Here is a 16,890-nt window from a genome sequence, read left to right as displayed (position 1 = left end):
GATTCACGCCATGTCCATGAACTACTCGGGGCATGGCGTTGGGGGCCGCCTGTCCGTGAGCGACGTCGAGGCGATCATGATCGATCTACTCACGATGCAGCAGATGCACACGGCAGAGTTCCATGCGATCAAGAACCGGATGGAGCGCACCGACGCGGCGATCGACAGTGTCAACGCGCGCCTGGACAGCGTGGAGCGGCGGCTGGACGACCTGCTGATCTCGATGAGCCAGCTGCTCAACTGGGCCAACCCCCGCTGACCCGTCGCCCAACCGCCGTGGTTGCTACTCCACGGTGATCGGCTCACCACCGGAGACGAGGCGCCAGTCGACCGAGGCGAACGCGGCCGGGTCGATGACCTGGTGGGCGGTGACCCAGTCGATGAGCAGCTGCCGGATCTCGACCTGCTGGTTGTAGACCACGGTGGCGTCGGTGACGTGCGGGAAACCGCCGCCACCGGACTGGCGGTAGTTGTTGACCGCGAGCACGAACTCCTGCGCGTCGGCCACCGCGACGCCGTCGTAGGCGAGGTTGGTGATCCGCGAGCCCACCGCGACCGAGATGTCGATGTCGTAGGTCAGCGCCGCGTCCAGGCCGGCGATGGTGTCGAAGTTGTAGTCGGGCGTGCCGTTGGGCGCGGTGTCGGTCGGCGCGTTGGTCACGGCGTCGATCGGGAACGGGCCGGTGCCGCTGACCTGCTTGAAGTAGCGAGCGGTGAACTCGAGGTAGTCCTTGAGCTGGGCGCCGGTGATGCGCACCGCCATCAGGGTGTTGTCGTAGATGTAGAGGCCGGCCACGTCACGTACGGTCACCTCACCTGCAGGGAAGGCCGCGGCGCGGCTGAACGGCGCCGCGATCGAGATGACCGGCAGCTCCGCGTCGGAACCGGTCAATGCCGCCTTGACCGCGTCGGCCTGGACGTAGTTGACGAAGTCGATGATCGGTACGTCCTCGACGACCGCCCGCGCGGCAAGCATCTCCACCGCCGAGGTGCCGACGACGGAGTTGACGTAGGAGACCACGATGTCGTGCTGCTCCTGAACGGCGGCCGAGACCTCCGGGTCGGGGTCGACGGTGTTGGAGTTGAGCGTCTGCGAGGTCGCCGACTGCAGGACCCAGCGGGGCCGGCCGTGACGCTTCTCGCGGCGTACGACCAGGTCCATCACGGAGACGCGCATGCCCCAGTAGAGCGGCTCGGTCAGCAGCACCTGCTTGCCGGTCTCGGTGTTGGTGACGTAGCGCTGGGTGATCTCGCGGTGGGCGTGGCCGACGAGGATCGCGTCGACGTCCGGCACCTGCTCGGCGACGAGGGTCGAGGCGTTCTCCGGGGGCAGCTCGTCGCCGTAGGAGCTGGAGGTGTCGGCGCCGGAGTGGGCGCTGATGATCACCAGGTCGCAGCCGGCCTTCTTGAGCTCGGGCACGAAGATCTTGGCCTGCTCGACCAGCCCCGGGAACTCCATCTTGCCCTCGACGTTGGCCTTGTCCCAGATCGCGATGCCGGGGTTCGTCAGACCGAGCACACCGACGCGGAGGCGGCGGCCGCGGCCCAGGTCGTAGTCCTTGATGATGTAGGGCGGGAAGACCGGCAGCTTGGTCGACGGGTCGACCGCGTTGGCGCCGAGCATCGGGAAGTTCACCTGCTCCTCGAACTTCCGGATCGTGTCGATGCCGTAGTTGAACTCGTGGTTGCCGAGCGCCGCGGCGTCGTAGCCGACCAGGTTCATCGCCCGCGCCATCGGGTGGATCGCGCCCTCGGTGATCGGGTCGATCCGGGCGTAGTAGTAGGCCAGCGGCGTGCCCTGGATCGTGTCACCGGCGTCGATGGTGAGGATCGGCTCGCCGCGACGATCCTCGCGGACGGCGTCGATCAGCGTCTTGACCTTGGCGACGCCGATCTCGTTGCCGGCGCTGTTCGAGAACTCGGCGTTCTTGTAGTAGTCCCAGTTGAAGACGTTGCCGTGCAGGTCGGTCGTGCCGAGCACGGTCAGCCGGACCGTGTCGGGCTTGCCCGCGTGCGCCGGGGCGGCGGTGTAACCGGCAGCGCTCAGCGCCGCGGCGCCCGTGACAGCAGCACCGGACAGGACAGAGCGGCGGGTGGCGTGAGGCATCGGTAACGTCCTTGCGCGAGTAGGTAATCGAATGCAAGGCAATTCCTACCACCTCGGACGCAACTTGGCGGCGCCTTCCGTCAAGCAGCCAGATGCTTCTTCTTGACCGGCTTGCCGTCGAGGGTGACCAGACGGCGCTTCTTGACCGTCATCCCCTCGGGCAGGGTGCCTTCCTTGAGCATCCGGATCGGGCACCGCTTGCAGCGCGACTTCGACACGCAGCACTCCGTCTTGGGAGGCTTCCTCTTCTTGCCCACGCTCGAAGGGTAACAGCAGGGTTAGGCGTGCCTTACTTCCACGAGCGCGGCCACCTCGGAGGCGCAGCCCCAGCTCAGCGTCACCCCGGCGCCGCCGTGGCCGTAGCAGTGCACCACCCGCCCTTCGCGCTCCAGCCGGACCGAGGGCCGGGCCGGGCGAAGACCGACCAGATGGGCCCTGACCTCGGCGTTCGCGATCTCCGGCACGGCCGTGGTGGCGTCGGCCAGGATCCGCTCAGCCGTACGCGGATCCGGGCTCTGGTCCCAGGCGTGCGGCACCGACGTACCTCCGACCACGGTGTCGCCACCGCGCGGGAAGACGTAGGAGGGGGCCTCTCCCTCGGCCTCCAGCCACTCCTCGGTGGCGCCCGGCCCGAGGACGACGATCTGGCCCTGGACCGGGTAGAGGCTGGCGTCGCCGACCAGCTCCCGCGAGCCGAGCCCGGTCGCGTTGACCACGACGTCGGCGTCCAGACTCGCCAGGTCGTCGACGGTCCCGGTCGTGATGTTCCCGCCCGCCGCGGTGATCCGCCGCTCGAGCCATGGCAGGTAGACCGGCATCTCGGCGATCGGGGCGGTGAACTCGGCGCGGTCCTCGGTGACGGTCAGGTCGGTGAGCGGTGCGGCCCACCACAGGTCGGCCTCGGGGTTGTGCTGGGTGCCGTGCACCATGCGTACGCCGGCCTCCGGCTCCTCCTCGGCCAGCCGGGCGAGCTCTCGAAAGGTCTCGGCCGCCCAGGCCGTCACCCGGTCGCGGGGCTCGGCGAGGTAGGGGAACCAGAACCCGCCGGCCACCGCCGAGGTCGTCCCGCTCGTCCGCTCCCGGCCGATCACGCTGACCTCGTGACCGGCCTCCAGCAGCCGCACCGCGCACGAGAGCCCGATGACTCCGGCTCCGACCACCGTTACTCGCATGCGCGGCAGGCTACTAGGCCCGATCACCGGGCGAGGCGACGAGCCAGCACCGGGATGACGATGGCGGCGGCGACGACGTGCAGGAGCATCAGGACGATCGCGCTGGCGGCGTCGAACCCGAAGGTGACGTCGGGGACGAGCGAGGCGACGGTCAGCACGACGGTGGTGACCACGAACGTACGTCGCGGGCGGCGGGCCACGCGGGCCATCACCGCGGCCATCGCGACCCCGATGAGCGAGAAGAGGGCGGTCAGCTGGGCGTAGCCGGCGAGCGGGATCGTCCCGCTGGCGGTCTCGAAGCTCACCCCGGCCGCCGAGGCGGCCATGGCGAGGACGGTGGCGACCGCACTGGCGACGACGGTGGCGCCGAGGCCATGGAGCCAGAGGGCCCGCCGATCGGAGAGCCGGGTGGCGCGGGTCGAGCGGGTGGTCTGCTGGGCGGTGGTGATCGTGGACATCTCGTACTCCCGTGAAGTGGCGGGAGGCGCTGTCCGCCTCCCTCTGCCCCTTTCACGAATGGCCACGACACCGGATCGACACGGCTCCCGAAGTTTTTTCGGGAGCCGTGTCGGGCCTCGGCTCAGGAGAGGCCCGTCAGGAGAGACCGTTCGCCTTACGGATGACCTCGACGATGTCGGCCATGATCTCGGTGAGGCTGAAGTCCTTGGGCGTGTAGACCGCTGCGACTCCCGACTCGATCAGCGTCCTGGCGTCGGACTCCGGCACGATGCCACCCACGATGACGGGTACGTCACCCAGGCCCGCTTCGCGCAGCCCCTCGACCACCGACGGCACCAGCGACATGTGCGAGCCGGAGAGGATGGAGAGCCCGACGACGTGTACGTCCTCGGCGACGGCCGCGGCGACGATCTGCTCCGGGGTGAGCCGGATGCCCTGGTAGATGACCTCGAAGCCGGCGTCACGGGCCCGGACCGCGACCTGCTCGGCACCGTTGGAGTGACCGTCCAGACCCGGCTTGCCGACGAGCATGCGCAGCTTGACGCCGAGCTCCTCGCCGGTGACCTTGACCCGGTCGCGTACGGCCGACAGCTCGGCGCCGGCCTCCGCGGCACCGACGGCGCCGGAGACGCCAGTGGGCGCCCGGAACTCGCCGAAGACCTCGCGCAGGGTGCCGGCCCACTCCCCCGTGGTCGCGCCCGCGCGAGCGGCGGCCAGGGTGGCCTCCATCAGGTTGGCATCGGTCTTCGCGGCTGCGGCCAGAGCGGCCAGTGCCTCGGAGACGGCCGTCTCGTCACGCTCGGCCTTCCAGGCTTCGAGAGAGGCCTTGGCGGCCTCCTCGGCGCGAGGGTCGGCGACCATGATCGCGGCGTCCAGGTCCGCGGTCAGCGGGCTCGGCTCGGTGGTGGTGAACTTGTTGACGCCGACGATGATCTCCTCGCCGGACTCGATGGCGGCGCGACGGCGAGCGTGCGAGGAGACCAGCTCGGACTTCATGTAGCCGGTGTCGACCGCGGCGATCGCTCCGCCCATGGCCTGGACCCGGTCGATCTCCTCCTTGGCGCCCGCGACGAGCTCGGCCACCTTGGCCTCGACGACCGGAGAGCCGTCGAAGAGGTCGCCGTACTCCAGCAGGTCGGACTCGTAGGCGAGCACCTGCTGCAGGCGCAGCGACCACTGCTGGTCCCACGGACGCGGCAGGCCGAGCGCCTCGTTCCAGGCGGGCAGCTGCACCGCGCGCGCCCGAGCGTTCTTGGACAGCGTCACCGCGAGCATCTCCAGCACGATCCGCTGGACGTTGTTCTCCGGCTGCGCCTCGGTCAGGCCGAGGGAGTTGACCTGTACGCCGTAGCGGAACCGGCGCATCTTCGGGTCCTCGACGCCGTAGCGCTCACGGGTGATCTCGTCCCAGAGCTCGACGAAGGCGCGCATCTTGCACATCTCCTCGACGAACCGCACGCCCGCGTTGACGAAGAACGAGATCCGGCCGACGACCTTGCCGAAGTCCTCCTCGGACACCTGACCGGAGGCCTTGACCTGGTCGAGGACCGAGATGGCGGTGCACATCGCGTAGGCGATCTCCTGCACCGGCGTGGCCCCGGCCTCCTGCAGGTGGTAGCTGCAGATGTTGATCGGGTTCCACTTCGGGATCTGGTGGACCGTGTAGGCGATCATGTCGCTGATCAGCCGCAGGGAGTGCTCCGGCGGGAAGACGTACGTCCCCCGGGAGAGATACTCCTTGATGATGTCGTTCTGGGTGGTGCCGGCCAGCTTGGCGGCCACCTCGGCCGGGTCCATCCCGGGGTTCTGCTCCTCGGCGGCGACCTGATACATCGCGAGCAGCCACATGGCGGTCGCGTTGATCGTCATCGAGGTGTTCATCTCGGTGAGCGGGATCTGGTCGAAGAGCTTGCGCATCTCCCCCATGTGCATGATCGGCACGCCCACCTTGCCGACCTCACCGCGGGCCAGGACGCTGTCGGGGTCGTAGCCGGTCTGCGTGGGCAGGTCGAAGGCGACCGAGAGACCGGTCTGGCCCTTCGCGAGGTTGTTGCGATAGAGCTCGTTGGACGCCTCGGCGGTCGAGTGGCCGGCGTACGTGCGCATCAGCCAGGAGCGATCCTTCGCCGGGCGGCTCTGCTCGGAAGGCGTGGTGTCCGTCATAAGAGGCATGCTAGCCCCTCGGTTACCGCTCAGTAACCGGCTCCGGTGTGGAAGATGTCACTCACCGGGCCACTCCTTTGCCCATGCGCCGCTAGGCGATGAGCGGGGAGTTCTCCACCTCGAGAACACGATAGAGCCTGGAGAGGTGGAGCATCCTGCGCACCGCGGGGGTGCAGCCCTGCAGAGTGAGGCGGCGACCCTCGGCATGGGCCTGCCGGGTCGCGACGGCGAGCAGCTTCAGCGCCGTCACATCGGCACTGTTCACCCCGGAGACGTCGAGCACGACATCACCCTCCACCGAGTCGAGATGGTCATAGATCACGCTGCGTGCCATCCAGGTGCTGCGTACGTCGAAATCTCCGCTCAGCACCAGCGTCGGCCCGTCGATCAAGATCTCCATGCCCTGCCTCCATCCCCCAGGAAGTGGATTGCCCCTACACAGAAGCTCTACGCATTCATGACGCTCCCTCTCGCCCACTATGACGCGCGGCGAATCCGATTGGTTGCACCTCACCAGCCTCATTCGTCACTCTTGTCCCAATTTCCTGTCAATTGACCATGTTCGCCGAAAGTGGGCCGTCCGAATAGGCTCAGCGCATGGTCAACCTGACGCGCATCTACACCCGCACCGGCGACGCCGGTGAGACCCGGCTCGGCGACATGAGCCTGACCGCCAAGACCGATCTGCGGCTGGAGGCGTACGCGACGACCGACGAGGCCGGGGCGGCGATCGGTGTCGCGCTGGCTCACGGCGGCATCGACGAAGACGTCGTGAAGGTGCTGACGACCGTCCAGAACGATCTCTTCGACGTGGGCGCCGACCTCTCGACCCCGGTCGTGACCGACCCCGAGTATCCCCCGCTCCGCGTCGAGCAGGCCTACATCGACCGGCTCGAGGCCTGGTGCGACGACTACAACGAGCCGTTGGAGAAGCTGCGCTCGTTCATCCTCTCCGGCGGCACCGTCGCTGCGGCCCACCTGCACGTGGCCCGCACCGTCGTGCGCCGCGCGGAGCGGGCGGCCTGGGCTGCGTACGAGGTCCACGGCGAGACCATGAACAAGCTCGCCCTGACCTACCTCAACCGCCTCAGCGACCTGCTCTTCATCCTCGCCCGGCACGCCAATCGCGAGCAGGGCGACGTCCTGTGGGTGCCGGGCGGCGAACGCTGAGCAACCCGGTCACAGCCAGCCGCGGCGCCCCGCCTCGTAGCCGAGCTGGAGGCGGGTGTCGACCTGCGCGCGGTCCATCATCTGGCGCACCCGCCGCTGGACCGTACGCAGCGACAGCCCGAGCTGCGCCCCGATGGAGGCGTCGGTCAGACCGGCGAGCAGCAGCGAGAGCACCTTGGTGTCCAGGGGCTCGAGGCGATCGGCGGCCGTCTCGACCGTGCCTTCGGGCGTCGCGACGAGCTTGGGCGCCGAGGTCCAGATCAGGTCGAAGAGGGCGATGATCGCGTCGAGGAGACCGCTGGGGTGGAGCAGCAGGGCGTCCTGGACCGTGTTGTGCTCACCGTTCATCAGCGGGATCAGGGCGATCTCCCGGTCGACGATGAAGGCGCGCAGCGGCACCGTCGGTACCACCCGCAGCTCGATCCCGATCTCGAGGCCGGAGTCGATGGTCTCGTAGATGCCGGGAGCGTCGAAGACGGAGCGCTCGAGGACGATGTCGTGCCGGACGCCTCGTTCGATCGCGGCCCGCTCGGCCTCGTCGGCGTCCTCCCGGGTGACGACGGCGGCCTGCGGCTTCTGCAGCGCCTGGATGCACTTCTTCGCCGAGTACTGCAGCTGGGCGAACCGCTGGGCGATGGCCTCGGTGCCGTGCACGACGTCGACCACGTCGGCGACGTCCCGGCGAGCGACCGAGCCGCGATAGAGCCCGGCGAGCTCGGTCATCTCGACCTGCGCGCGGCGCAGCTCGTCCTGGCGCTGGACGAGCAGCGCCCCGAGCGCCACCGCCGGCGGCGAGGCGACGTAGCGGTCCTGGCCTGCCGAGGCGCGGGCGACCAGGCCCTTCCCCTCCAGTGCGGACAGCACCGCCGAGACCGCATAGGTGTCCAGGTCGGCCGCTTCGGCCAGCTCTTCGAGGTTGGCCGACGGCGCGGCGACCAGCTGGCGGTAGACCGTCTCCTCGAGATTGTCGAGACCGAGCGCATCGAGCATCCAAGATGCCTTTCCGTGGCGGGGGAACGAACGACGGTCATCATGGCAGATATACGACACGTCACATTCCCGCCATGGCGGTTCGACTTGCATTCACCGGCAACTTGGCCGAAAGTATTCATCGCCACCTCGGTCCGGATCCCCCCGCTCGGATCGAGGTGGCTTTCTTTTTGCGCGACGAATTTGTCGCGATCGGTTCGGATCCGGTTGTCCGGGACACGATGTCGGGCGTGCGTCTATGCATGCCGGTGAATGCACCGCAACCCCGTGGCGGCGCGCTGCTGGTCTAGACCACTGCCACCGCGCCGAACGAGACGCTGCTCACCACGAGCGTCCACGAAGTCGCAGAACCCGCCTCATGCTGGAAGAATAGATCGGGTGCCCTTGCTCGAAGCTCTCACGAACGACCTGCTCCGCGAGACCTTCGACCCTCAGACCATCGAGCGTGGCGAGGCCTACGCAGCCCAGGGCCGGGTCGGTGAGCCCCGGGTCACCGAGATCGGAAGCAGTGCGCTGCGAGCGGCAGCCGAGGTCAGAGGCACCAGCCCGGCTCCCTACCGCGTGACCCTCAACCTGGATTCCAGGAACGGCGCCATCAGAGCGACCAGCTCGTGCAGCTGCCCCGTGCACAACAACTGCAAGCACGGTGCCGCGCTCGGCCTGGTTCTCGCCGGCACGCGCGCCGCGGCGACGCCGATGGGCCCGTCGTGGGAGACGGAGCTGCGTACGCTCCTGGGCCAGCTCGCCGAGGACAACAAGCCCGAGGACGACCTGCCCGCGCTGGCGCTCGAGATCGATGTGCACAGCCCGCGGTCGGCCGTGGCGGGCTCCCCCACCGTCGAGCTGCGCCCGATGCGCATGGGCAACCGCGAGCGCTGGGCGAAGACCGGTGCCGACTGGGCCAACATCCCCAACGCGGTGCCCGGCAAGGACTTCCCCCGCAGCCAGCTGCTCCCCCTGCAGGAGCTGGCCCGCCAGCTGCGGTCCGACCGGCTGCTCTATGCCCGTGGCTCCTCGCTCAGCCTCGCCGACTTCGGCGAGCACGCGGTCAGCCTGCTCCGCGACGCGATCCGCGGCGGTGTGACCGTCCTGCCCGGTGAGAACGTACGCGGCGTGGTGATCTTCGAGGAGCCGCTCTCGCTCGCCGGCGAGCTGCGTCGCGAGGACGGTGAGGCGGTCCTCCGCTTCGGCCTGGCCCACGGTGACCGGGTCTACGCCGGCCCGACGGTGCTCCCGATCGGTCGCCCGACCCGCTCGGTGGGCGTGCTCGATGCCGGGGTGCTCCATCTCGCTGACCTGTCCGGACCGCTGTCGACCCACGCGCAGCGGCTGGTGACCGCCCGCGACCCGCTGACCGTCCCCGAGGCCGAGATCGGCACGCTGAGCGCCCTGCTGGGCCCGCTGGCCCGTCTGGTGCCGCTGCGCTCGGCCGACGACTCCCTCGACATCCCTGAGCCGCCCGCACCCCGCCTGACCCTGACGGTCACCTGGCGAAGCTCGACACATGCCACGCTCGGCTGGACCTGGGCCTACGGCGTACGTCACTACCCGGTGGACTCCCGCGAGGACCTCGGCCTGGTCCGCAACCCGGCAGAGGAGGCCGCGCTGCGCGCGAAGGTCTCCACCGAGCTGCTCCGCAAGCAGGAGGTACGCGACGGCGACGCACTCGCGCTCGCCATCCACGACCTGCCGGCGCTGCGTGAGGTCGAGGGCGTCGAGGTCACCGAGGTCGAGCGGCCCGACTTCCGCGAGACCGACGAGGACCCCGAGATCTCCTTCGAGATCACCTCGCCCGACGGTGCCGCCGTGGCCGGGCAGGACTGGCTCGACCTGCAGGTCGTGATCCGGATCGGCGCCGAGGCCGTGCCGCTTCCCGACGTACTCGGGGCGCTGACCCGCGGCGACGACCACCTGATCCTGCCCAGCGGCACCTACATCACCACCGACCGCCCCGAGCTCGACCGGCTGCGCAACGTCGTCGAGGCCGCCGGACAGCTCCACGAGCGCACCGGCGACGGGATCGCGGTCGGCAAGCACGACCTCGGCGTCTGGGCCGAGCTCGCCGAGCTCGGCGTGGTCGACCAGCAGGCGGCCGAGTGGGTCCAGCGCGCCCAGGCGCTGCGTGACCTGCGCGAGATCCCCCGGCCCGAGCCGACCGGGCTGGCGACCGAGCTGCGCCACTACCAGCTCGACGGCTTCCACTGGCTGGCGTTCCTGCACGAGCAGGGTCTCGGTGGGATCCTCGCCGACGACATGGGTCTTGGCAAGACGCTTCAGGTGCTGGCCACGCTCTCCCACGCCGTGCACTCGCAGCCGGAGACGCGCGCGCCCTACCTCGTGGTGGCGCCCACCAGCGTCGTACCGGCCTGGGTCCAGGAGGCCCGCCGCCACACCCCCGGCCTGCGGGTGAGCACGGTGAGCAAGCGCGTCGAGTCCATCGCCGAGGCCCGCGAGGGCGCCGACATCGTGATCACGACCTACGCCATCCTCCGGCTCGAGCAGGACGCCTTCGCCGGGCGCCCCTGGGCAGGTCTCGTCCTCGACGAGGCCCAGCAGGTCAAGAACCACCAGTCCAAGACGTACGCAGCGGCCCGCCGCATCGACGCCCGCTGGCGTCTCGCGGTGACGGGCACGCCGTTCGAGAACCGGCTGATGGAGCTGTGGGCGCTGCTCTCGATCACGGCGCCGGGGCTCTACCCCAGCCCGCGGCTGTTCCGCGACACGGTGGTCTCGCCCGTCGAGAAGTCGGGCGACGACGCGGCCCTGCGGCGGTTCCGGACCCGGCTGCGCCCGTTCCTGCTGCGGCGTACCAAGGAGCTCGTCGCCGACGACCTGCCGCCCAAGCAGGAGCAGGTGCTCGGCGTGGACCTCAACCCGGCGCACCGCAAGATCTACGACGCCCACCTGGCCAAGGAGCGGCAGCGGATCCTGCACCTGCTCGACGACTTCAACGACAACCGGGTCGCGATCCTCAGTGCGCTGACCAGGCTGCGGCAGCTCTCCCTCGACCCCGGCCTCGTCGACCCCGATGACGACGACGTCGGCTCCGCCAAGCTCGACACCCTTGTCGACCACATCGAGGAGCTCGCCGCCGAGGGTCACAAGGCGCTGGTCTTCAGCCAGTTCACCTCGTTCCTCGGCCGGGCGCGCACCCGGCTCAAGGAGGCGGGCATCGACGCCGCCTACCTCGACGGCGCCACCCGCGACCGCGGCGCGGTCATCGAGAGCTTCCGCGATGGCGACGCCCCGGTCTTCCTGATCTCCCTGAAGGCCGGTGGCGTCGGCCTGACCCTGACCGAGGCCGACTACGTCTTCGTACTCGACCCCTGGTGGAACCCCGCCGCCGAGGCCCAGGCCGTCGACCGCGCCCACCGCATCGGCCAGACCCAGCACGTCATGGTCTACCGGCTCGTGTCGACCGACACGATCGAGGAGAAGGTCATGGAGCTCAAGGAGCGCAAGGCCGAGCTCTTCGCGAAGGTCGTCGACGGCGAAGGCGCCATGGGCTCCACCATCGGCGCAGACGACATCCGCGCCCTCTTCGACTGAACCGGGCGCAGCCCGTCTGGTGTAGCCGAGTCGGCTCGTTCTAACGCGCCGACTCGGCATGTATTCACGTCAGGATGAGCCGACTCGGCGGACTAGGCGGTACGCCGCCTCGCCACCGTCGCGGCGAGTGCCGCCGCGGGGAGCATGAGGACCGCAACAACCAGGAGGGCTCGCAGGGTGCCGATCTGGTCGCCCACGGCGCCCAGGATGGGCGGGAAGCCGAGGAAGGCCCCATAGGCCAGCGTGGAGACGACCGAGACGCGAGCAGCGGCGCGGGTCTCGTCGTCGGCGGCGATGCTGATCCCCAGGGGGAAGCCGAGGGCCGCACCGAAGCCCCACAGGACGATCCCGGCCAGCGCGAGCCCGAATGAGCCGGCGAACACCGTCAGCACGATCCCGATGCCCGCCAGCGCCGCCGCGGTGATCAGGACCGGCTGCCGGCCGACCCTGTCGATCACCTTCGCGCCGGCGAAGCGGGCAAGGCTCATGCAGAAGACGAACGCCGCGTAGCACGCCACCCCGACCCGGTGGCTCACGTCGTAGCCGTCGATCATCGCCAGCGACACCCAGTCGTTGGCGCTCCCCTCGGCGGCGGCGAAGGCGAGCACCATCAGTCCCAGCAGCAGCGTGTGCGGCGAGCGCCAGGCGGCGACGAGCTCACGCCTAGGCGAGTGCCCCTCCCGGGGCGGCTCGGTGGGGAGGAACCCCGCGGTCCCCCACCAGCAGATCGCCAGCACGATGGCCGCGACCCCGGCGACGTGCCACACCGTCGGCAACGTACCCACCAGGGCGATGCCCAGCAGTCCACCGAGCACGGTGCCGACGCTCCACATCGCATGCAGCTGCGGCATCAGCGTCTTACCGCCGAGCCGCTCGACCGCCGCCCCCTCGACGTTCATGGCGACGTCCCAGAGCCCATAACCGACGCCGTACGCCACCAGGAACAGCGCCACCAGCCACGCCTGTCCCAGCCAGCTGCCGGAGACCGCCACCAGGGTCAGGGCGGCGACACAGAGCACCGCGCAGCCCCGTACGACCCGGGCGGCGCCCCAGCGCATCACCAGTCCCCCAGCGAGCGGCAGCGCGGCGACGGAGCCGATCCCCATCGCCAGCAGCATCAGGCCGACGGCCGAGTTGTTCAGGCCGAGGCTCTCGCGGAGCGCGGGGATGCGGGAGATGAAGGTCGCGGACAGCAGACCGTTGGTGGCGAACGCCACCACCGATCCGGCCTGGGCACGGCGGAGAGGCGTCACAAGTAAAGGCTAGTGGCCCTGGGCCGCGACCAGGTGCGGGGATCAGTCCCGCTTCTTCTCGTACGGCCCGCCGCGGCCGAAGATCGGCAGCACCCACGGCTGGCGCAGCGGGGCACCGGCGAGCGCGACGACCGCGAAGGCGGCCGCGAGGACCCAGGCGATCCCGTAGAGCGCGCCACCGAGCCCGAAGGTCACGATCGTGACGGCGAGCAGGGTGAGCTGCAGGTTGAGGGCGCCGGCGGCGTGGTGCTTCACGAACTCAGAACGCTTGCCGACGGTGTAGTAGAGGATCGCCGGCCCGACCACGATCGGCACCAAGGTCGTGGCCTGGGCGAGGGCGCCCAGGAGCCGCTCCTCGGTGGTCGGCGGAGGCAGCAGGTCGCGGGCGGGCTTCGCCGGCGCCGGAGACGGGGTCGGCTGCGCGACCAGGTCGCGCGTGATCGGCTCCAGGGCGGCGTACGTCTTTGACTTCATGGTCAGGTCGAACCGGAGGTCGAACTCGGCCTGGTCGAGCCGGCCGTCGGCGTAGGCGGACTTGAGGACGTCGATCACGCGGTCGCGATCGGCATCGGTGCAGCGGAGCTCGTCGCCGGCGACAGAAGCAGGTGGAGTGGGCGGAGTCGGTTGAGTGGGATCAGGAGTGGGAGCAGTTGAGGACATACCTCTACGATCCGCCGCAGATGCCTTCCGGACAATCAGGGAAGCCCCCGAATGCAAACCGACCGACCCCGGTGTTGTGCCGGAGACGGTCGGAGACGGGTCGAGGGGGGGCGCTCAGAAGACGGTCCAGGTGGACCGCATCGGGCGGGACTCCAGCCAGGCCTGGAAGCCGATGAGCGTCTGCTGATCCATGGCCAGGTCGATGTGCTCGCCCTTGACGTCGCAGGTCACGATCAGGCTCTCGGGGTAGAGGACGAGCTCCTCGATCCCCTCGGGAGAGCGGCTGGAGACATAGACGATCTCGACCCGGCGCCAGACCCGTTTGGGCTTCGGCGAGAGCGAGAAGATCCGGAACCACTCCAACTGTGCGTCGCCGGAGTAGCGGCCGATGCCGATGACCCAACCGCGCCCGGGACTGGTGTCCCGGACGCGGTGGCTCAGTTCGAAGACGCCGCCGTTGCGAGCGAGCAGACGGCGACGTACGGCGATCCCGACGCCATAGGCGAGGACAAGCAGAAGCGATGCGGCCACAACGGCCAAGAGCAGCTCCCACCATGCCATCCGGGTATCGCCCCTCTTTCCCTAAGAGGCCTTCTCGACAGCGCGGATGCGTGCCTCGGCACGACGGATGCGCTTCTCGGCGTCGTTGTTGGTGCCGAGCAGGCGACGGGCCTCCTCGAGCTCGATCTCAGCCTCGCTGAGGTCGATCTCGTGGGCCAGCAGCACGTGCTCGGACAGGATCGAGACGCGGTCGTTGGCCACCGAGAGGAAGCCACCGTCGACGGTCGCGATGACCTCGGTGCCCTCCTCCGGAGTGATCTCCACGACCGCGTCGGTGAGAGCCGACAGTACCGGCGCGTGACCGCGCAGGACGCCGACATCACCGTCGACCGTTCGGGCGATGACCATGGTGGCCCCGCCGCTCCAGACCACGCGGTCTGCAGCGACGAGCTCCACCTGAAGTGCGTCCGTCATCAGAGGCTCTTCTGGATCTCGGCCCACTTCGCCTCGACGTCGTCGAGGCCACCGCACATGAAGAACGCCTGCTCGGCGACGTGGTCGTACTCGCCCTCGGCGATCTTGTTGAACGCCTCGATGGTGTCCTTGACCGGAACTGTCGAACCCTCGATGCCGGTGAACTGCTTGGCGACGTAGGTGTTCTGCGACAGGAACCGCTGGATCCGGCGAGCGCGGGAGACGATGATCTTGTCTTCCTCGGAGAGCTCGTCGACACCCAGGATCGCGATGATGTCCTGCAGCTCCTTGTTGCGCTGGAGGATCTGCTTGACGCGGACGGCGCAGTCGTAGTGGTCCTGACCGATGTACTGCGGGTCCAGGATTCGCGACGTCGAGGTCAGCGGGTCCACGGCCGGGTAGATACCCAGCGACGCGATCTCGCGGGAGAGCTCGGTGGTCGCGTCCAGGTGGGCGAACGTGGTCGCCGGAGCCGGGTCGGTGTAGTCGTCGGCCGGCACGTAGATCGCCTGCATCGAGGTGATCGAGTGACCACGCGTCGAGGTGATCCGCTCCTGGAGCTGACCCATCTCGTCAGCCAGGTTGGGCTGGTAGCCCACGGCCGAAGGCATCCGGCCCAGCAGGGTCGAGACCTCGGAGCCCGCCTGGGTGAAGCGGAAGATGTTGTCGATGAACAGCAGCACGTCCTGGCCCTGCACGTCGCGGAAGTACTCCGCCATCGTCAGCGCCGAGAGGGCCACGCGAAGACGCGTGCCCGGCGGCTCGTCCATCTGGCCGAAGGTCAGGGCGACCTTGTCGTAGACGCCGGCCTCCTGCATCTCGTGGATGAGGTCGTTGCCCTCACGGGTGCGCTCGCCGACACCGGCGAACACGGAGACACCACCGTGGTTCTTGGCGACTCGGGCGATCATCTCCTGGATGAGGACGGTCTTGCCGACGCCCGCACCACCGAAGAGGCCGATCTTTCCACCGGTCACGTAGGGGGTGAGGAGGTCGATGACCTTGATGCCCGTCTCGAACATCTGGGTCTTGGACTCCAGCTGGTCGAAGGCCGGAGCCTTGCGGTGGATGCCCCAGCGCTCCTTGACCTCGACCGTGGACGGGTCGACGTCGAGGATGTCACCGGTCGCGTTGAACACGTGGCCGAGGGTGACGTCACCCACGGGAACCGTGATCGGGCCACCGGTGTCACGCACCGAGGAGCCGCGTACGACGCCGTCGGTCGGCTTCAGCGAGATCGCGCGGACCATGCCGTCACCGATGTGCTGGGCAACCTCGAGCGGCAGGGTCGTCGTCTCACCGCTGATGGTGACCTCGACCTCGAGCTTGTTGTAGATGTCCGGCATGGCGTCGACGGGGAACTCCACGTCGACGACCGGGCCGATCACGCGGGCGATGCGGCCCGTCGTGGTCTTCTCGTCAACCTGTGCGGTCATTTTCTAGTCAGTCTTTCTGTGGGTTCTCAGTCGTTCGCAGCCTGGGCGTCGGCGAGCGCGTTCACGCCGCCGACGATCTCGCTGATCTCCTGGGTGATGCCTGCCTGGCGAGCCTGGTTGGCAACCCGGGTGAACTTCTTGATGAGCTCATCGGCATTGTCGGTAGCCGACTTCATCGCCTTCTGACGCTGGGCCAGCTCGGAGGCGGCGGCCTGCAGCAGCGCGAACCAGATCCGGCTCACGACGTACTGCGGGAGCAGCGAGTCGAGCACGGTCTCAGCCGACGGCTCGAACTCGTAGAGCGGCAGGACGTCGCCCTCGGCCGGAGCCTCGGTGCCCTCCACGACCTCCAGAGGCAGGAGACGTACGGCGGTGGGCTTCTGCGTCATCATGGTGATGAACCGCGTGTAGACCACGTGGACCTCGTCGACGCCGGGAGCTGCGGCCTTCTCGGCCTCGGTGCCCTCGACGAAGACCTCGATCAGCTTCTCGCCGATCTCCTTGGCCGCCTCGAAGTCCGGGCGGTCGGAGAAGCCGGTCCAGGCCTGTGCCACGGAACGACCGCGGAACTTGTAGAAGGCCTCCGCCTTACGTCCGGTGACGTAGAGGTCGACCTCCTTGCCCTCGGCCTTGAGCTTCTCGACCAGACCCTCGGCCTCCTTGAGCACGCTCGAGGAGTAGGAGCCGGCCAGACCACGGTCGCTGGTGACCACCAGGACGGCGGCGCGGGTGGGCGCCTCCGGCTCGGTGGTCAGCGGGTGGTCCACGTTGGAGTAGGTCGCCACCGCCGAGACGGCGCGGGTGAGCTCACGGGCGTACGGCGCGGCCGCATTGGCCCGCTGCTGCGCCTTGATGATCCGGGACGCAGCGATGAGCTCCATGGCACGCGTGATCTTCTTCATCGACTCCGTCGACTTGATCCGCGCGCGGAGTTCACGCACTGACACGGCCATGGG

Annotated in this window: 17 protein-coding genes; 4 read left to right on the top strand and 13 right to left on the bottom strand. The window is 69.0% G+C overall.

What is annotated here, in order from left to right; translation table 11 throughout:
• Positions 1-55: 55 nt before the first annotated feature.
• Positions 56-259: a hypothetical protein gene (locus ACFX43_RS21850; RefSeq protein ID WP_378834731.1), complete on the top strand. Its 204-nt coding sequence runs from the start codon at positions 56-58 to the stop codon at positions 257-259.
• A gap of 24 nt (positions 260-283) precedes the next feature.
• Here the strand turns inward: ACFX43_RS21850 and ACFX43_RS21845 are convergent, their stop codons facing one another.
• From ACFX43_RS21845 to ACFX43_RS21820, 6 genes are all read right to left on the bottom strand, one after another.
• Complete coding sequence (locus ACFX43_RS21845; RefSeq protein ID WP_378834729.1) at positions 284-2,107, bottom strand: bifunctional metallophosphatase/5'-nucleotidase; 1,824 nt, start codon at positions 2,105-2,107, stop codon at positions 284-286.
• Between the two features lie 80 nt (positions 2,108-2,187).
• Entirely contained in the window at positions 2,188-2,364 is a 177-nt protein-coding gene (locus ACFX43_RS21840) for a hypothetical protein (protein WP_008362162.1), read from the bottom strand.
• A 21-nt stretch (positions 2,365-2,385) separates the two neighbouring features.
• On the bottom strand, positions 2,386-3,279 hold the full coding sequence (locus tag ACFX43_RS21835) for an NAD(P)/FAD-dependent oxidoreductase (RefSeq protein ID WP_378834726.1): 894 nt from the start codon (positions 3,277-3,279) through the stop codon (positions 2,386-2,388).
• A gap of 23 nt (positions 3,280-3,302) precedes the next feature.
• Positions 3,303-3,737 carry a DUF6069 family protein gene (locus ACFX43_RS21830; RefSeq protein WP_378834721.1) on the bottom strand — a complete coding sequence of 145 codons (435 nt, stop codon included), beginning with the start codon at positions 3,735-3,737 and terminating at the stop codon, positions 3,303-3,305.
• A gap of 136 nt (positions 3,738-3,873) precedes the next feature.
• Complete coding sequence (locus tag ACFX43_RS21825; protein WP_378834716.1) at positions 3,874-5,901, bottom strand: protein meaA; 2,028 nt, start codon at positions 5,899-5,901, stop codon at positions 3,874-3,876.
• Between the two features lie 91 nt (positions 5,902-5,992).
• Entirely contained in the window at positions 5,993-6,301 is a 309-nt protein-coding gene (locus ACFX43_RS21820) for an STAS domain-containing protein (protein ID WP_091047808.1), read from the bottom strand.
• A 197-nt stretch (positions 6,302-6,498) separates the two neighbouring features.
• Here ACFX43_RS21820 and ACFX43_RS21815 point away from each other — a divergent pair, with 197 nt between their 5' ends.
• The gene (locus ACFX43_RS21815; RefSeq protein ID WP_378834712.1) at positions 6,499-7,071 is read left to right on the top strand and encodes a cob(I)yrinic acid a,c-diamide adenosyltransferase; all 573 of its coding nucleotides are present in this window, start codon (positions 6,499-6,501) and stop codon (positions 7,069-7,071) included.
• A gap of 9 nt (positions 7,072-7,080) precedes the next feature.
• On the opposite strand, the gene ACFX43_RS21810 is transcribed toward ACFX43_RS21815, so the two are convergent.
• The gene (locus tag ACFX43_RS21810) at positions 7,081-8,061 is read right to left on the bottom strand and encodes a helix-turn-helix domain-containing protein (RefSeq protein ID WP_378834707.1); all 981 of its coding nucleotides are present in this window, start codon (positions 8,059-8,061) and stop codon (positions 7,081-7,083) included.
• Positions 8,062-8,135: 74 nt separating this feature from the next.
• Between ACFX43_RS21810 and ACFX43_RS21805 the strand changes: the two genes are divergently transcribed.
• Positions 8,136-8,351: a hypothetical protein gene (locus tag ACFX43_RS21805; protein WP_378834704.1), complete on the top strand. Its 216-nt coding sequence runs from the start codon at positions 8,136-8,138 to the stop codon at positions 8,349-8,351.
• Between the two features lie 88 nt (positions 8,352-8,439).
• The gene (locus ACFX43_RS21800) at positions 8,440-11,610 is read left to right on the top strand and encodes an SNF2-related protein (protein WP_378834701.1); all 3,171 of its coding nucleotides are present in this window, start codon (positions 8,440-8,442) and stop codon (positions 11,608-11,610) included.
• 92 nt (positions 11,611-11,702) lie between these two features.
• Here ACFX43_RS21800 and ACFX43_RS21795 read toward each other — a convergent pair whose 3' ends face one another.
• From ACFX43_RS21795 to ACFX43_RS21770, 6 genes are all read right to left on the bottom strand, one after another.
• Positions 11,703-12,863 carry an MFS transporter gene (locus ACFX43_RS21795; RefSeq protein WP_378834697.1) on the bottom strand — a complete coding sequence of 387 codons (1,161 nt, stop codon included), beginning with the start codon at positions 12,861-12,863 and terminating at the stop codon, positions 11,703-11,705.
• A gap of 42 nt (positions 12,864-12,905) precedes the next feature.
• Entirely contained in the window at positions 12,906-13,523 is a 618-nt protein-coding gene (locus tag ACFX43_RS21790; RefSeq protein ID WP_355226258.1) for a DUF1707 and DUF4870 domain-containing protein, read from the bottom strand.
• 114 nt (positions 13,524-13,637) lie between these two features.
• On the bottom strand, positions 13,638-14,054 hold the full coding sequence (locus tag ACFX43_RS21785; RefSeq protein ID WP_378834692.1) for a DUF2550 domain-containing protein: 417 nt from the start codon (positions 14,052-14,054) through the stop codon (positions 13,638-13,640).
• A 51-nt stretch (positions 14,055-14,105) separates the two neighbouring features.
• Positions 14,106-14,498 carry a F0F1 ATP synthase subunit epsilon gene (locus ACFX43_RS21780; protein ID WP_378834689.1) on the bottom strand — a complete coding sequence of 131 codons (393 nt, stop codon included), beginning with the start codon at positions 14,496-14,498 and terminating at the stop codon, positions 14,106-14,108.
• Positions 14,498-15,934: a F0F1 ATP synthase subunit beta gene (gene atpD / locus ACFX43_RS21775; RefSeq protein WP_378834686.1), complete on the bottom strand. Its 1,437-nt coding sequence runs from the start codon at positions 15,932-15,934 to the stop codon at positions 14,498-14,500. The genes ACFX43_RS21780 and atpD overlap by 1 nt, the downstream gene beginning before the upstream one ends.
• Positions 15,935-15,960: 26 nt before the next feature.
• Entirely contained in the window at positions 15,961-16,887 is a 927-nt protein-coding gene (locus tag ACFX43_RS21770; protein WP_378834683.1) for a F0F1 ATP synthase subunit gamma, read from the bottom strand.
• Between the last annotated feature and the right edge of the window lie 3 nt (positions 16,888-16,890).

It is taken from the genome of Nocardioides sp. YIM B13467 (assembly GCF_042788075.1).
Lineage (GTDB): Bacteria > Actinomycetota > Actinomycetes > Propionibacteriales > Nocardioidaceae > Nocardioides.
Note: the sequence above shows the minus strand (reverse complement) of the source record. Positions and strands in the feature narration are given on the sequence as shown.

Coding starts and splice junctions, on each gene's coding strand:
- ACFX43_RS21815 (WP_378834712.1), top strand. CDS start 6,499: ATGGTCAACCTGACGCGCATCTACACCCGCACCGGCGACGCCGGTGAG.
- ACFX43_RS21805 (WP_378834704.1), top strand. CDS start 8,136: ATGGCGGTTCGACTTGCATTCACCGGCAACTTGGCCGAAAGTATTCAT.
- ACFX43_RS21810 (WP_378834707.1), bottom strand. CDS start 8,061: ATGCTCGATGCGCTCGGTCTCGACAATCTCGAGGAGACGGTCTACCGC.
- ACFX43_RS21825 (WP_378834716.1), bottom strand. CDS start 5,901: ATGACGGACACCACGCCTTCCGAGCAGAGCCGCCCGGCGAAGGATCGC.
- ACFX43_RS21835 (WP_378834726.1), bottom strand. CDS start 3,279: ATGCGAGTAACGGTGGTCGGAGCCGGAGTCATCGGGCTCTCGTGCGCG.
- ACFX43_RS21770 (WP_378834683.1), bottom strand. CDS start 16,887: ATGGCCGTGTCAGTGCGTGAACTCCGCGCGCGGATCAAGTCGACGGAG.
- ACFX43_RS21820 (WP_091047808.1), bottom strand. CDS start 6,301: ATGGAGATCTTGATCGACGGGCCGACGCTGGTGCTGAGCGGAGATTTC.
- ACFX43_RS21845 (WP_378834729.1), bottom strand. CDS start 2,107: ATGCCTCACGCCACCCGCCGCTCTGTCCTGTCCGGTGCTGCTGTCACG.
- ACFX43_RS21790 (WP_355226258.1), bottom strand. CDS start 13,523: ATGTCCTCAACTGCTCCCACTCCTGATCCCACTCAACCGACTCCGCCC.
- ACFX43_RS21830 (WP_378834721.1), bottom strand. CDS start 3,737: ATGTCCACGATCACCACCGCCCAGCAGACCACCCGCTCGACCCGCGCC.
- atpD (WP_378834686.1), bottom strand. CDS start 15,934: ATGACCGCACAGGTTGACGAGAAGACCACGACGGGCCGCATCGCCCGC.
- ACFX43_RS21780 (WP_378834689.1), bottom strand. CDS start 14,498: ATGACGGACGCACTTCAGGTGGAGCTCGTCGCTGCAGACCGCGTGGTC.